Here is a 14,033-nt window from a genome sequence, read left to right as displayed (position 1 = left end):
CGCCGGCCGAACGGCGGCCCGCGACATCGGTGCGGCTGTCGCGGCCTGCTCCTCGGGGCGTGAAGTGACGGCTCCCGGCCCCCGGCCTCCGGGCCCCGGCTTCGCGACGATGTCGCAGCCGTCGCCGATCCGGACGGCCGAACGGGATACGCGTGCGGCGTGGTTCCCGTGCTCGACGACGGCTGTCCCTCCCGGGGCGGATGAACTCGCCGCCTCGCCCGTGGGCGCCATCTGCCCGTCAACTGTCCCGTGCACAGGCCCACTTGACGTCCTGCACAGCTCACGCAACGCTCCCACTGATCGATTCGGCGATACGGGGGGCGACGTGCCTGGTGGAGGAGCGGACGTACCGCGTGCAGGGAAGGACGGTTCCCGGCCGGCACGGAAGATCACCGTGGAGACCAACGGCCTCGACGTGATCGGCGACGCCGAGCGCAAGGGCCGCCCCGCGCAGCTGTTCTGGCCCTGGTTCGGCTCGAACGTCTCGGTTCTGGGCCTGAGTTACGGCTCGTTCGCTCTGGGGTTCGGCATCGGGTTCTGGCAGGCCCTGGCCGCCGGAATCGCGGGCATCGTCTTCTCTTTCCTGCTGTGCGGCTTCATCGCCGTCGCGGGCAAGCGCGGTTCCGCACCGACCATGGTGCTCAGCCGGGCGGCCTTCGGCGTGCGGGGCAACAAGCTGCCGTCCGCGGTCTCCTGGGTGCTGACCGTCGGCTGGGAGACGGTGCTGGTGATCCTCGCGACGCTCGCCACGTCGACCGTCTTCGACCGGCTGGGCTGGGGCGGCGGCACGTCCACGAAGCTCGCCGCCCTGATCGTCGTCTCGGCGCTGACCGTCCTGACGGGGGTCGTCGGCTTCGACCTCATCATGCGCATGCAGTCGGCGATCACCCTCGTGACGGCCGCGCTGACCGTCGTCTACATCGCTCTGGTGGCCGACGAGATCCACTGGGAGACGGCCGGGAGCCTCCCCGTCGGCTCCGCGCAGGAGGTCGTCGGGGCGCTGGTCTTCCTGATGACGGGATTCGGGCTCGGCTGGGTCAACGCCGCCGCGGACTACGCCCGTTACCTGCCGCGCCGCACCTCGGGTGCCGCAGTCGCGGGATGGACCACCCTGGGTGCCTCGGCCGCACCGGTCGTCCTGCTGGTCTTCGGGCTGCTCCTCGCGGGCTCGTCCCCCGAACTGGGTGAGGCGATCGCCGCCGACCCCGTCGGGGCGCTGACGACGCTGCTGCCGACCTGGTTCCTCGTGCCGTTCGCGCTCGTCGCCGTGCTGGGCCTGGTCGGCGGTGCGGTGCTGGACATCTATTCCTCGGGGCTGGCGTTGCTCGCCCTGGGGGTAAGGGTGCCCCGCTGGGCCGCCGCCGCACTGGACGGGCTGCTCATGGTGCTGGGAACGGTCTACATCGTCTTCTTCTCCGAGGACTTCCTCGGCTCCTTCATGGGCTTCCTCACCACGCTCGGCGTCCCCGTCGCCGCCTGGTGCGGCATCATGCTCGCCGACGTCGCGCTGCGCTCCCGTCCGTACGACGACGCCGACCTCTTCTCGCCCTCCGGCCGCTACGGCGACGTGCGGTGGCTGCCCGCGGCAGTGCTGTGCGCGGCCACCGCTGCCGGATGGGGCCTGGTGACCAACTCCGCCGCCGGCTGGCTCTCCTGGCAGGGTTACCTGCTCGGTCCGCTGGGACTGGGCGGGACCTCGGGGCCCTGGGCGTCCGCCAACCTCGGGGTGCTCTCCGCCCTCGCCTCGGCGTTCGCCGTGACGCTGGTGTGCCACCGCTGCAGGGTCAAGGAGCAGGAGGCGGCGCCGGCTTCACCGGCCGGCTCGGTCTCGGACGCGCGTACCACCCCCGGCCCGGCCACCGTTGCGGGCACGGCGGGCGACTGACCGCCTGAGCCGGGTTCCCGTACGGAACGGGAGCCCGCCCGAACGGCAGCGGCAGCGGCCAAGGGCCAGAGGCACCGGGCTCGCGACTCCTTCAGCGCGCTCGGGCCGACGTGTTCCGTCCTGCCGGAGGCGCGGTCGCGGTGAGGACGGTCGCGCTGAACTCCCCGGACGTGGCTGCCTCCGCCGTCAGCCCGCACGCCGCGAGTGCTTCGAGGGCGTACGGCGCCTGACGCCCGCTCGTCTCCACGAGCAGGAAGCCGCCCGGGACCAGCCAGCCGGGTGCGCCGGCGGCGACCCGGCGGAGCACGTCGAGCCCGTCCGGACCGCCGTCCAGTGCCACGAGGGGCTCGTGGAGACGGGCCTCCGGCGGGAGCAGAGCGACCTCGCCGGCCGGTACGTACGGCACGTTGGCCACCAGTACGTCCACGCGCCCCCGCAGCCGGGCGGGCAGCGGCCCGAACAGGTCTCCTTCGTGGACGTGACCGCCGTAAGGGGCGACGTTGCGCCGGGCGCAGCGTGCCGCGGCCGGATCGACGTCGCAGGCGTGCAGCTCGATGTGTCCGTCCGTACGGGCGGCGAGCGCCGCCCCCACCGCGCCCGAACCGCAGCACAGGTCGAGGACGACAGGAACAGCGCCCGGGTCTCTGTCACGGCCTGCGACGAGAGCGGCGGCGGCCTGCCGTACGAGGAACTCCGTACGGCGCCGCGGTACGAAGACCCCCGCCTCCACGGCCATCCGCATTCCGCAGAACTCGGCCCAGCCCAGGAGGTGTTCGAGGGGTTCACCTGCAATCCGCCGTTCCGCCATGGCCGCGAGCTCGTCCGGTGTGCCCGCGGCGGTCATCAGCAGCTCCGCCTCGTCCTCGGCGAACACGCAGCCGGCGGCGCGGAGTTCGGCGACGAGAGCAGAACGGGAGAGCGGTGAGGGAAGCAGCGACGTCATCGGGGAGCCTTTCGAGAGGTGCCACGGGGGCTCCCGGCCGGCTACGTCGGGTTCGAGAACGCGGCAGCCGGGGAGAGCACCCCACCTGGTGCTTCGGTGATCGGTCCCACCTCCTCTTCCGCGCTGTACCGGGAAGCGAACACTACCCGAGGGCGGTGCCTCGCGGCGCGCGTACTGTCGGGCCCTCACCGCACCTGGGAGCCCGCCGTGCCTCCGTCCCCGGGGAGGACCGCCGCCGATGCGAAGCCCACCACGGCGGTGAAGGCCTGGACGCCGCGCTGTGTGATCCCGACCGTCAGGGTCTCCTCCTTCGCGCCGCCGGAGGAGTCCCCGTCGGCCGACGGCTCCGACCAGTCGACCCAGGCGGGTTCGTCCAGGTCGACGTACCGCGTGAACGCGGCCTCCATACGCACCAGATGCAGCAGACGGGACTGCCGGCCCTGCAGGACGAGGTGGGCGCACTGACGGGCCGCTTCCATCAGCAGCATTCCCGGAGCGTGATCGACCGGATGGTCGAAGAGCCACGGGCTGGAGGTGACCACGCGCAACTGCCGGCGCGACTCGTCCCCCGCGGGGGCGAGCACCACTTCGCGCTCGCTCTCCCTCGCGACGAGTGCGGGAACCACCGGCGCCGGCGGGGGGAGGGCCGCCGACATCGCCTCGGAGGGAGGCCTCGTACGGGACCCGCGCAGGCGGGCGTACACCTCAGGGCTGTGGGCGCTGAAGACGGTCGAGGCCGTGCCCAGCGTGCGTCCTTCACCGGTGACGGTCATCTTCACGGCCAGTCTTCGTAACCGGCCGCCTGGCCGGGGCGGATGCGAGACGGACAGGCGCAGGACGACCTCGGCGGGACGGTCCGTCACCCGTAACAGCGGCGCGGCGAACGCACAGTGGTGGTGGTCCCATATCAACTGGTGGTCCGGGGGCACGCGGTACGCCGCGTGCGAGAGCAGCGGCAGGACCTGCCGGGTCGTCTCCACCAGCAGCATCGGATCCTGCACGCCCCCGCGGCCGGTGCGCCAGTAACCGTGGTCCCGCGGCCACTGGGCACCCACCTCGAACTCCCGCTCGCCGAGCTGCTTCCAGCCCGTCAGCAGCACCTCTGTGTGCGCGGACTTGTGCACGAACTCGCGGGGGACCGGTGACGAGTAGGCTGTGCTCTCCGGCAGATCTGGCACGGCGGGGGTGACGGTCATCGGCGGTCCTCCGGGTGGGATGGTGTCCAGAGTGAGTGACTTGTGCCGGAAACCATAGAACCTTTGGTGGCGAGGCCGGATGGTGGCAGCGAGAACGAAACCGATGCAGCAGCGAGCCGTCGAGACGCGGCAGTTGATTCTGGAGAAGGCGGCCGAGGTCTTCGACGAGGGAGGCTACAGGGCAGCGAGGATCGCCGAGATCATGCACCGTGCAGGCATCACCCAGGGGGCTCTGTACTTCCACTTCTCCTCGAAACTGGACCTCGCCCGCACGGTGATGCTCGCCCAGCGTGAATCGGTGGTCCTCCCGCCGGGACCCGACGGACTCCAGCGGCTCATCGACACGACGCTCCTGCTGGCCCATGAGCTGCAGACCAACAAGCTGCTGCGCGCCGGTGTGCGGCTCGCCGTGGAGCAGGAGGAGATCGGCTTCGTGGACGACTCGCCGTACCAGGAGTGGGCGGAGGTCTTCCGCGGCCAGCTCGAAGCGGCGGCCACCCGCGGGGAACTGCGCAGCCACGTCGAAGTCGACCGTCTCGCTGTGCTGCTGGTCGGCTGCTACACCGGCGTGCAGCACTTCTCGAAACTCGCCAACGCCCGTGCCGACCTTCCCGACCGGATCGCCGACCTGTGGCATTACATGCTGCTGGGCATCGCACCGCCCCAGGTCGCCGCGGAGATGATCGTCAATCCGGAGCCGCCGTTGCTCGCGGCGGGCTGACCGTGCGAGTCGTGCTGAGCGGTGCGACGGGGTTCATCGGCTCCGCCGTCCTCGGACGGCTCACCGCGACCGGCGCGGACGGTGTCCCCTCCACTGCGGAGCCCGGCCAACCCCCCGAAGCGGCACCGGAGTTGACCGTACGGGCCCTTACCCGCAGACACGTTCCGCTGCCGGCCGGGGTGGAGCAGGTCCGCGCCGACCTGGCCCGTCCCGAATCGCTCTCCGGCGTCTGCGCGGGAGCGGACGTACTCGTGAACGCCGCCTCACACGTCGGTTCGGACGAGCAACAGTGCGAACTGATCAACGACTTGGGGACGGCCGCGCTCATGCGGGAAGCGGCGAGGGCGGGCGTGAAGCGCATCGTCCACCTCTCCACGACGGCCGTCTACGGCCGGGGTCCCCACCGGGGTGCGGCCGTCGGCGACCTGGAACCGGCCCCTGTCTCCCCCGCCAGCCGGACCCGGCTGGCGGGGGAGACACACGCGTTGCAGCGGGGTGCCGTCGTGCTGCGGGCCGGTCTCGTGACCGGTGAAGGAGACCGCTGGGTCGTGCCGGCGCTGGCCGAACTCACCCGGCGCGTACCGGGTTACTGGATGGGTGGCAGCGGACGGCTCTCACTGGTCGCGGTGGAGGACCTGGCACGTCTCGTCACGGGCGCCGTGCTCCGCCTGCCCCGGACGGGGGGAGCCGTACATCACGCGGTACATCCCCGGCCCGTACGCCTGCGCGACCTGCTGGAGACCCTGGCCTCCCTGAACGTACTCCCGCCGCTGAGCGGGGAGTTGACCTGGCAGGAGTGCCTTTCCCTGCTGCGTGCCAACCCCGGCCGTATCCGTGAGCGGCAGCTGGCGCTGCTCGCCCAGGACCACTTCTACCGGGGGGAGTCGCTCTGGGAAGCCTGCCGATGCGACCCGGGCCCCGGCCCGTTGGCGAGGCTGAGCGGGGCGGCCGGCTGGTACCGCCGCCAACTCCGCGGCGCCTGACGGACGTACAGGACATCTCACTCCTCCTGCAGCTCTGTGGTCCCTTCCTGCGCATGAAAACAGAACACTTTGTATGTTTGTCTGGGGTGGCAGTGCTCCCCGTAGCTGCTGCCCCTGACGGTCCGTTTCCCCGCGGACCCGTACGCACGAAGGGAACAGGCTCCATGAGGCAAGAGCGCGCAGAACTCACGCGGCACGCACTGACGATGGCCGCGGCGAGGTCTTTCGACCGCTCCGGTTACCAGCGCACCACACTCTTCGAAGTCAGCCGTGCGGCCGCGATGAGCAAGGGCGCCCTGTCCTTCCACTTCGGCAGCAAGGAGGAACTCGCCGACACCGTCCGGCGCGAGGCGTGCACCCGCACGTTCCAGGCCACCGAGCTGCTGCGGGCGAAGGACCAGCCGGCGCTTCAGACGCTGATCGACCTGACGCACCTGGTGGCCGAACAGCTCGCGCACGATCATCTGGCCCGGGCCGCCGTGAAACTCTCCCGTGAGCTGGAGACGCCGCCGGACCCCGAGGTCAATCCGCTCGCATGCTGGCGGCAGGTCTTCACCGACGTCGCCCGGGAAGCGGAGAAGGACGGGACACTGCGCCGCGAGACGACGGCGGAGACGGTGGCGGAAGTGGCGTTCGGTCTCGCCGCGGCGGCCCACTCGGATCAGGCCGACGAGGGGTTCGACCCCCATGAACGCCTCGCGGCGCACTGGCAGTTGCTGCTCTACGGGCTGGTCTCCCAGCCCGGCCCCGAGCACCTCTGGATCGCGGGCACCGAGTCGGACTGGCTGCGGATCTCCGGGTGCGAGCTGCAGAAGACGGAGTGATCCGGCGGCAGCCGAGGCCGGGCCATGGCCGGGTGATCCGGCGAAACAGAGTGTGGCGGCCGCATTCCCCGAGTGCGGCGGCCGCGATCGCGGGAGGCGATGCGACGCCGGGCAGGTCACCCGACGGGGGAGTCGGAGACCTGCCGACCTCACGTGCAGGCGTGCCCCTGACCCCTCGCCGCCCGAATGGGGCCGAGAAGTTCCCGCCATGCATCACGTCTCGCGCCACGCTGTCCCCCGACGGCAGCGTGGTGCCCCCCGATCATGCCGTGTGCAGGTGGCACCTTTCCAGGCGCGACCTTTTACGTGTAAGAACGGGGTGCTTAAAAAAACCGCCCGCCACGGCTTGAGGAGAGCCCCCATGCCCCGGCCCGACGGCCCGCTGCCGCGCCAGCGCGACCTGCAGAACTTCCTCCGGGAGGCACGAGCGAGGGTCGATCCGGCCGAACACGGGCTGGAACGGCCGAGCGATCGCCGCGGGCGGCAGGTCCCGGGGCTGACCCAACCGCAGATGGATGTGCTGCTGCACAGCCGGACGGGAACGTACGGCAGCTTCGAACGGGGCGCCAAGACCAACCCCTCGACCGACTATCTCGACCGGCTGGCACGGTATCTGAAGCTGGGCCCGCAGGAATGGGAGTCCCTGTGGCGGCACACGTACGGCCACAACCCTCCCTACGCGCTGGACCCCGAAGCGGGCCTGGACGTCGCGCCCGTGTGGCGCCGCGTCGTCCACGAGATGACGACGATGGCCTACATAAGCAACGTCTCCTGGGATCTGCTGGAGTTCAACTCCGCCTTCGCGGAGATGTTCCCGGACGGCAGGCCCCCGTCGAACGTCATGCGGTGGATGCTGCTGGACGACGTGGCGCGTGACGAGGTACTTCTCGACTGGGAGAACTCGTGGGCTCCGGTGATCATCCCGCAGCTCGTGGCCGCCCGGCACGCGCACCCGGCAGACCGGACACTGCAGAAGCTGGAGCGCGACGTCCACAACGACCCGCGCGCCGCACGTGTCCGGCGCAAGATCATCGCGGCCTTCACCCGGCCCGACAGCGACGACCGTCCGTTGAGGCACGCCGCGCTGGGGCCGGGACGGGCCCGGCTCGGCGCGGCCGAGCCGCTCGTCAATCCCGGTGCCCGGCTCATGGTCGTGGAGTTCGAGCCGGACCGTCCCTGACAGCCCCGGCCGGTGGCCGTCACGGTCGGCGCCGCGTCGCCGGGGGCAAAGTGAGCGCTTGGCTAAAGCAACGATGGGTAGCATGTCCGCCATGAGGCGAAGGGGGAGGTTCGCGGCCCTGACCGGCCCGGACCGCGGTGCAGCGGAGCCCCGGTGAGCGCGCGTACGCGATGCAAAGCGGCCGGAGCGAGCTGCGGTGAGCCGAAGGGTCAGCGCCCCGGCGAGCCGGGAGGATGGCATCGAGGCGGTCGCTGCCCCCGGTGCCGTGCCGCGCGCCGCGCGGAGCAGGAGCGTGCGACCCGCCTGAGCCCGCAGGACCGCTTGGCGGTGCTGGCGGCCCTGCGGGCCGGGGGCACCCTGGAGTCTTCGGCCGGTGCGCTCGAGATGCCGGTGGAGCGCCTCGCCGCGGCCGCCCTCCGCGACAGCGAGGTGCAGGCGGCCCTCGCGGGGAAGCCCGCCGAGGAGCAACTCCGGGCCAGGCGCCGTGACTTCCTGACGGCACTGAAGGAAACCGACGGCGACAGATCACTCGCGGCCTGGTCCGTCGCACTGGACGAACTGGAATCCGTCGAGTGGCTGGCCGACCCGGCGTACGCGGCGCAGGAGGAACTGCTTCTGACCGCGGTCGCAGAGCGCGCCTGCCGCCCCCGGCGCCAGATCGGGGACGAACTGCTGGACAGGGCGGCCGACTTGCTGGAGACGGGCGCCACCATCACCGAAGCGGCACGTAGCGTCGGTGTCGCCACGGGGACGCTGCGCAGCCGGAGCGAGGAACATCCCCGGCTGGCTGCCGCGCTCCCTCCGAAACGCTGAGCGGCCACCGGAGACCGGGATCCACGGGCGCGGCCCGGTACCGGAGAGGGCCAGACTTCGCCGCCCGGCATCCTCCCTGCGCCGCTCCTGTGCCGGCTCCCTCGGGAGTCGTCAGCCCGGGATGCGGCTGCGGCCCGCCGCAAGCCCGCCGACGGCGCCGCGCCATGGGGAACGAGCCGGTCACGGACGGCACCGCTCACACCGTGTTCGTTGAACAGGATGCGCAACTGTCTGCGGTACGCGCTGCGCACGTGATACGCACATGGTGGAACCCACGGCACATGTGTTCGCAGGGCGTCGCCGTCCTCGCTGCCTTTGTGGCGGGGGAGTCCGCCGCGGGTCTCCGGCGGCAGAGCCGGCGGCCGGGCCCGTCCCGAACAAGTGCTTGCGCACCGTCTGCAGAAGGAGACCATCATGGCGCACGCGAGCGGCATGCCGCCGACCTCTCACGCCAACCCCTCAGCCAGGCGTTCACGCCGGAAGAGCCCCGCCCGGCTCGCCCTCGAGGTGGCCCTGTGGGCGGTGCAGCTGTACCTCGCCTACTTCTTCGTGACTGTCGGTGCGATCCCGGCGCTGACCGCGGAGTCCGGTGCCCAGGACACGTTCGAGAAGATCGGCATCGGGCTGTGGTTCATGTACCTCACCGGCACCCTCGAACTGCTCGGCGCCATCGCCCTGCTCACGCCGTGGTTCTCGGGACTGGGGGCGCTGGGTCTGATGGGCGTCATGACGGGCGCCTGCATCACGCACCTGACGCTCATGGACGGCAAGGGCATGTCCACCCCCGCGATGATGCTCGTCCCGCTGCTCGTCATCGTCGTAGGACGCTGGGGAACCATCACGCAGCTCCTCAACCGCCTGCGCGGCGGTGGCCGCCAGGGCGCGGCCCGCTACTGAACCGCCTTCCGCGCGAGCCGGGTTCGCGTCCGGCATGCACGACCTGAGGAGAAGGCTCCGCCTCGGCCCCGATGAGTAATCGGCGGCTGCCGGGTCTCCTCTCCGGGCGCGTACGTCCGTACCGCCGCCCGGAGAGGAGATCCACCATGAATCAGACAGCCGGTACACCGTCCGGACCCCGGGGCGCCGTCCCCGCCGAACGGGCGGCCCGCGGCAAGGAACTGTCGCTGCGCGCCCTCCAGGCGCTGCTCGCGCTCTTCTTCGTTTTCGCCAGCGCCCTCCCCAAGCTCATCGCGCACTCCTCCGCCGTCGAAGGCTTCGAGGAGATCGGCTTCGGCATGTGGTTCATGTACGCGATAGGCGTCCTGGAACTCGCAGGCGGGATCGCACTCGCGACCCCCTGGCTGTCGGGGCTCTCCGCGCTGGCCCTGATCGCCCTGATGGTCGGGGCCTTCATCACCCAGGTCACCCTCTTCGAGGGCCGCAACGCCTATACGCCCGTGCTGCTCATGATCGTCCTCGGCGTCGTCGCGTGGGCGCGGCGGGGAACCGTGACCGCGCTGGCCGCCCGGCTTCGCGGCACCGCCTGACGCCCGCGCCACACGCTCGCGAGTCCTCGCCGGCAGATCGCGGGGAGGCCCTCGCCGGCCCTCCCCGCGGGAATCAGCGCCCGAGCACGGACTTCACCGCCTCGGGGGTACGGCCGACCACCGCACCCCCGTCGTCGGCGGTGATGATCGGCCGCTGGATCAACTCCGGGTGCGCGGCGAGGGCTTCGAGCCAGCGTCCGCGGTGGTGTTCCTCGCGGGGCCAGCCCTCGACGCCCAGTTCGGAGGCGATCGCTTCCCCGGTACGGGTGATGTCCCACGGTTCCAACGACAGCCGGGCCAGGACTCCTTCGAGCTCCTGCACGGTCGGCGGCTGCTCCAGGTAGCGCCTGACCGTGTAGGAAGCGCCTTCGGCGTCCAGCAGTGAGATCGCTGAACTGCACTTGGAACAGGCGGGGTTGATCCAGATCTCCATGCTCCGGCGGTCCTTCCGGTGGGGTTGCGGTGCCCGGCCCGTGGCCGGCTCTTCGTTGTGGAACGTACGCCGGTGAGCCGCCGGGCCGACTCCCCGGCGGGCGGCGAAGTGGTGCCGCAGGGTGTCGCCGCTGCCGAACCCGGCCCGCGCCGCGACGGCCTCCACGGGCAGGGCGGTGCTCTCCAGCAGCTCCTCGGCCAGCTGAAGCCGCTGGTCCAGGAGCCATCGGTGCGGTGTCGTGCCTGTCGCGGCCTTGAAGTGCCGTGCGAAGGTGCGCGGCGACATGGCAGCGCGAGCAGCCAGGACCTCCACCGTCAGCGGCTCGTCGAGGTGCTCCTGCATCCAGTCGAGCAGACCGGTGAGGCCGTACTCGGCGCGCGCCGCCGGCACGGGCATCTCGATGAACTGTGCCTGTCCGCCCGAGCGGTGCGCCGGTACGACCATGCGGCGGGCCAGTGCGTTGGCGGTGGCCGCGCCGTGCTCGAGACGGACGAGGTGGAGGCAGGCGTCGATGCCGGCGGCTGCTCCTGCACTGGTCAGGACAGGACCGTCCTCGACGTAGAGCACATCCCGGTCCACGAGGACACGGGGATGGCAGCGGGCGAGACGGTCGGCGAACTGCCAGTGCGTGGCCGCCCGCCGTCCGTCCAGGAGACCGGCCGCCGCCAGCAGGAAGGCCCCGGTGCAGACGGACAGGACACGGGCGCCCCGGGCGACGGCCTCGTGCAGCGCCTCCACCAGCGGGCCGGGCGGATCCGCGTCCAGCTGCGGCCAGGCGGGCACGGTCACGAGATCGGCGCTCGCCACGCGCTGCGGGCCGTGCTCGGCGTACAGGGTGAATCCCGAGGTCGTCCTGACCGGGCCGGGCTTCGCGGAGCACACGGCGAAATCGTGGACGGGAAAGCCGTCGTCGGACCGGTCCAGCCCGAAGACCTGGGCGACCACGCCCAGTTCGAAGGCGGCGGCCTGCTCGCCCACCAGCGCGACGACGTTGCGGAGCATCCGTCCATCATGGCAGGAAGTTCCGGGGTAGTGGCAGTCCTGCCACTGTCGCTCTTTCCCGGAGCTCAGCAGGATTCCGGGCATGGACACCTTCACAGCCCCGGCCGGACAGTCCGGCCTCTCCGACGCGGCTGGCCGTCCCGGCAGCTCCCGCCCGGCCGCGCCCGGCGGTCTCCCCCTGCCCGGCACGGCTCCGGCCACCGTGGCCGTCCCGGCACCCGGCAGAGGGCCACAACGCTGGGCCGGTGCGCCCAGTGCCCTGTACGACACGGACGGGTCCCTTCTCCTCGCGTACCGCGTACGGGACGAGGAGGACTACAACGTCGTCGCCCGCTCCGGGGACGGTCGCACCTTCACCACTCTCGCGGTCCTGGAAAGCAGCCGGCTCGGCGCCATGATGGTCGAGCGCCCTGCCCTCGTGCGGACACCGGCCGGCACCCTGCGCCTGTACGTCAGCTGTGCCACGCCGGGCACGAAGCACTGGTGGATCGGCGTGCTGGAGGCCGGCACTGCCGAAGACCTGCCCGGTGCGCCTCTGCGGCCCGTCTTCCGCGGCGACCGCGACACCGCCGTCAAGGACCCCGTGATCCGGTGGCGGGACGGGCGCTGGGAGGCGTGGCTGTGCTGCCATCCCCTGGACCGGCCCGGGGAGGAGGACCGGATGTTCACCGCGTACGCGACCAGCGGGGACGGGCTGCACTGGCAGTGGCGCGGCCCGGTGCTCCAAGGGCGCAGCGGAGCATGGGACGCCCGCGGCGCCCGCCTGACGTCCGTGCTGCCCGACGGGCGTGCCGCCTACGACGGACGGGCCAGCGCCGAGGAGAACTGGTTCGAGCGCACCGGTCTCGCCGCCCGCGAAGTGACGGACGGTGCCGTGAAGTTCAGCGCGACGGGGCAGGAACCGGTCGCCGACGTCCGCTACCTCGACGTCCTGCCGCTGCCCGGCAGGCGCGGACACCGCATCTTCTACGAGGCCAGGCTGCCGGACGAAAGCCATGAACTGCGTACCGAGTTGATCCTCCCGGACGGGTGACCGGGCCTGTGCCGGCAGCATGGTGCGGCCAGGGGCGGCGTCGGGACGTGACAGCCGTGGAGGGGCGCGGCAGCCCCCGATAGGCTGCGCGGATGACCGAGACCTGGGAGCCGGGCGCCGCCGGCGTACTCCGGCTGCCCTCCGGACGCGCCGTGCGCGGGCGGGGGCTGCGCAAGCCGCTGCCGCCCGGCCCGCAGCCGGCCTTCTCCGTGTTCCTGCTCGGCAAGCAGCCGCCCGAAGTCCCCTGGGATTCCCGGTGGTTGCGCTGGCCCGACTTCCGCGTGCCCAGTTCCCTCACCCAGGCCCGTGCCCTGCTCAGCGAGGCCTGGTCGCGGGCGGAGTCGGAGCGGGTCGAGGTCGCCTGCGGTGGGGGCCGCGGCCGTACGGGTACGGCGCTGGCCGCCCTCGCCGTCCTGGACGGCGTGCCGCCCGCCGAAGCGGTCGCCTTCGTGCGCCGGCACTACGACCCGCGGGCGGTGGAGACCCCCTGGCAGCGCCGGTGGGTGCTGCGCTTCGCCGACTGACCGGAAGGGAGGGGAAGGGGCACGGAGAGGAGGGGTGAGGAGGGGCAGCGGTGCAGGGGCGCACCCGGCGCACCGGCCGTCCCGTTCGGGCACCTTTCCGTGGCCCCTTCACCAGTCCGGTTCCAGTCCGGTTCACCAGTCCGGGTCGCGGCCGAGCACGGTGCGCCCGCCGTCGACGGGCACCGTCGCACCGGTGATGAATCCGGCATCCGGCGAGAGCAGGTGCGCGATGGCTGCCGCCGTCTCCTCGGGCCGCCCCACCCGTCCCAGGGGGTGCAGCGCGCGCATCTCCTCCTCGATGCGCGCGGCCACTTCGGGTTCGCAGGCGGCGAGAAGACCGGTGTAGCGCTCCGTGGCGACGGAACCGGGCGCGACGGCGTTCACGCGTATTCCGTACGGCCCGTACTCGACGGCCAGGGCCCGGGTGAGACCCTCGACGGCCGCCTTGGCGGTGACGTACGGAGTGCAGCCGGGGACGGCCCGCGTGGCCTGGTGCGAGGTGACGTTGACGATGCTGCCCGCTGTGCCGTCGGCGAGGAATCGGCGCAGAGCGGTCGCGCATCCGACGACTGCCGGGTCGAGGCTGCCCGCGATCAGGCCGAGGACGGTGGGGACCGGGGCGGTGTGCAGCGAGGCGTCGCGGAAGACGGCGGCGTTGTTCACCCAGCCCGTCAGAGTTCCCACGCTCTGCGCGAGGTCCGCGGCCCGCTCGGTGACTGTTTCGTCGTCTGCGCTGCCTGCCAGTGCGAGGGCCCTGCCGTCGGAGGAGTGCGACTCGACCCACTCCAGTGCCGCCGCATCGACGTCGACCGCCACCACGGAGTGGGAGCCGGCCAGCAGGCGCTCGGCGAGTGCCCGCCCGATGCCGCGGCCTGCACCTGTCACGACGTAGGCGTCGCCCATGCCTCCGCTCTCCCTTCCTCCGTGCGTCGCTGACGGCGCGACCCACCCTTGTCCCCGCCGCCGGACAGTGTCAACTGCATTTGTCGAAGCACTTCGACAGCGCTCG

The 14,033-nt window shown here is 71.9% G+C and carries 14 protein-coding genes; 10 read left to right on the top strand and 4 right to left on the bottom strand.

Going from position 1 to position 14,033, the window contains the following annotated elements:
- Nucleotides 1–394 precede the first annotated feature (394 nt).
- Nucleotides 395–1,885, top strand: a complete 1,491-nt coding sequence (locus tag ACFPA8_RS11670; protein ID WP_386446500.1) for a purine-cytosine permease family protein — start codon at nt 395–397, stop codon at nt 1,883–1,885.
- Between the two features lie 91 nt (nt 1,886–1,976).
- Here ACFPA8_RS11670 and ACFPA8_RS11665 read toward each other — a convergent pair whose 3' ends face one another.
- Nucleotides 1,977–2,828, bottom strand: coding sequence for a putative protein N(5)-glutamine methyltransferase (locus ACFPA8_RS11665; protein ID WP_386446497.1), 852 nt, complete (start codon nt 2,826–2,828; stop codon nt 1,977–1,979).
- 185 nt (nt 2,829–3,013) lie between these two features.
- Nucleotides 3,014–4,024, bottom strand: coding sequence for a ScbA/BarX family gamma-butyrolactone biosynthesis protein (locus tag ACFPA8_RS11660; RefSeq protein ID WP_386446494.1), 1,011 nt, complete (start codon nt 4,022–4,024; stop codon nt 3,014–3,016).
- A gap of 103 nt (nt 4,025–4,127) precedes the next feature.
- On the opposite strand from ACFPA8_RS11660, the gene ACFPA8_RS11655 reads away from it, so the two are divergent.
- The 7 genes from ACFPA8_RS11655 to ACFPA8_RS11625 all read left to right on the top strand — a co-directional run bounded on the left by ACFPA8_RS11655 (nt 4,128) and on the right by ACFPA8_RS11625 (nt 10,032).
- The gene (locus ACFPA8_RS11655) at nt 4,128–4,745 is read left to right on the top strand and encodes a ScbR family autoregulator-binding transcription factor (protein WP_386446491.1); all 618 of its coding nucleotides are present in this window, start codon (nt 4,128–4,130) and stop codon (nt 4,743–4,745) included.
- An 11-nt stretch (nt 4,746–4,756) separates the two neighbouring features.
- Entirely contained in the window at nt 4,757–5,728 is a 972-nt protein-coding gene (locus tag ACFPA8_RS11650; RefSeq protein ID WP_386446488.1) for an NAD-dependent epimerase/dehydratase family protein, read from the top strand.
- A 164-nt stretch (nt 5,729–5,892) separates the two neighbouring features.
- Nucleotides 5,893–6,552: a TetR family transcriptional regulator gene (locus ACFPA8_RS11645; protein WP_386446485.1), complete on the top strand. Its 660-nt coding sequence runs from the start codon at nt 5,893–5,895 to the stop codon at nt 6,550–6,552.
- A 361-nt stretch (nt 6,553–6,913) separates the two neighbouring features.
- The gene (locus tag ACFPA8_RS11640; protein WP_386446482.1) at nt 6,914–7,732 is read left to right on the top strand and encodes an MmyB family transcriptional regulator; all 819 of its coding nucleotides are present in this window, start codon (nt 6,914–6,916) and stop codon (nt 7,730–7,732) included.
- A 321-nt stretch (nt 7,733–8,053) separates the two neighbouring features.
- The gene (locus ACFPA8_RS11635) at nt 8,054–8,545 is read left to right on the top strand and encodes a hypothetical protein (protein ID WP_386446480.1); all 492 of its coding nucleotides are present in this window, start codon (nt 8,054–8,056) and stop codon (nt 8,543–8,545) included.
- 414 nt (nt 8,546–8,959) lie between these two features.
- Nucleotides 8,960–9,442, top strand: coding sequence for a DoxX family protein (locus tag ACFPA8_RS11630; protein ID WP_386446478.1), 483 nt, complete (start codon nt 8,960–8,962; stop codon nt 9,440–9,442).
- 146 nt (nt 9,443–9,588) lie between these two features.
- Nucleotides 9,589–10,032 carry a DoxX family protein gene (locus tag ACFPA8_RS11625; protein WP_386446475.1) on the top strand — a complete coding sequence of 148 codons (444 nt, stop codon included), beginning with the start codon at nt 9,589–9,591 and terminating at the stop codon, nt 10,030–10,032.
- Between the two features lie 73 nt (nt 10,033–10,105).
- Here ACFPA8_RS11625 and ACFPA8_RS11620 read toward each other — a convergent pair whose 3' ends face one another.
- A complete protein-coding gene (locus tag ACFPA8_RS11620) occupies nt 10,106–11,467 on the bottom strand; it encodes a helix-turn-helix domain-containing protein (protein WP_386446473.1) in 1,362 nt (453 codons plus the stop codon).
- Nucleotides 11,468–11,549: 82 nt separating this feature from the next.
- On the opposite strand from ACFPA8_RS11620, the gene ACFPA8_RS11615 reads away from it, so the two are divergent.
- Entirely contained in the window at nt 11,550–12,500 is a 951-nt protein-coding gene (locus tag ACFPA8_RS11615; protein WP_386446470.1) for a glycoside hydrolase family protein, read from the top strand.
- A gap of 92 nt (nt 12,501–12,592) precedes the next feature.
- Nucleotides 12,593–13,024 carry a protein-tyrosine phosphatase family protein gene (locus ACFPA8_RS11610; protein ID WP_386446467.1) on the top strand — a complete coding sequence of 144 codons (432 nt, stop codon included), beginning with the start codon at nt 12,593–12,595 and terminating at the stop codon, nt 13,022–13,024.
- 132 nt (nt 13,025–13,156) lie between these two features.
- Here ACFPA8_RS11610 and ACFPA8_RS11605 read toward each other — a convergent pair whose 3' ends face one another.
- The gene (locus tag ACFPA8_RS11605) at nt 13,157–13,927 is read right to left on the bottom strand and encodes an SDR family NAD(P)-dependent oxidoreductase (protein WP_386446465.1); all 771 of its coding nucleotides are present in this window, start codon (nt 13,925–13,927) and stop codon (nt 13,157–13,159) included.
- Between the last annotated feature and the right edge of the window lie 106 nt (nt 13,928–14,033).

This window comes from Streptomyces ovatisporus, assembly GCF_042653885.1.
Taxonomy (GTDB): Bacteria; Actinomycetota; Actinomycetes; order Streptomycetales; family Streptomycetaceae; genus Streptomyces; species Streptomyces ovatisporus.
The sequence above is the reverse complement of the archived record's forward strand: the minus strand, read 5'-3'. Positions and strand labels throughout refer to the sequence as shown.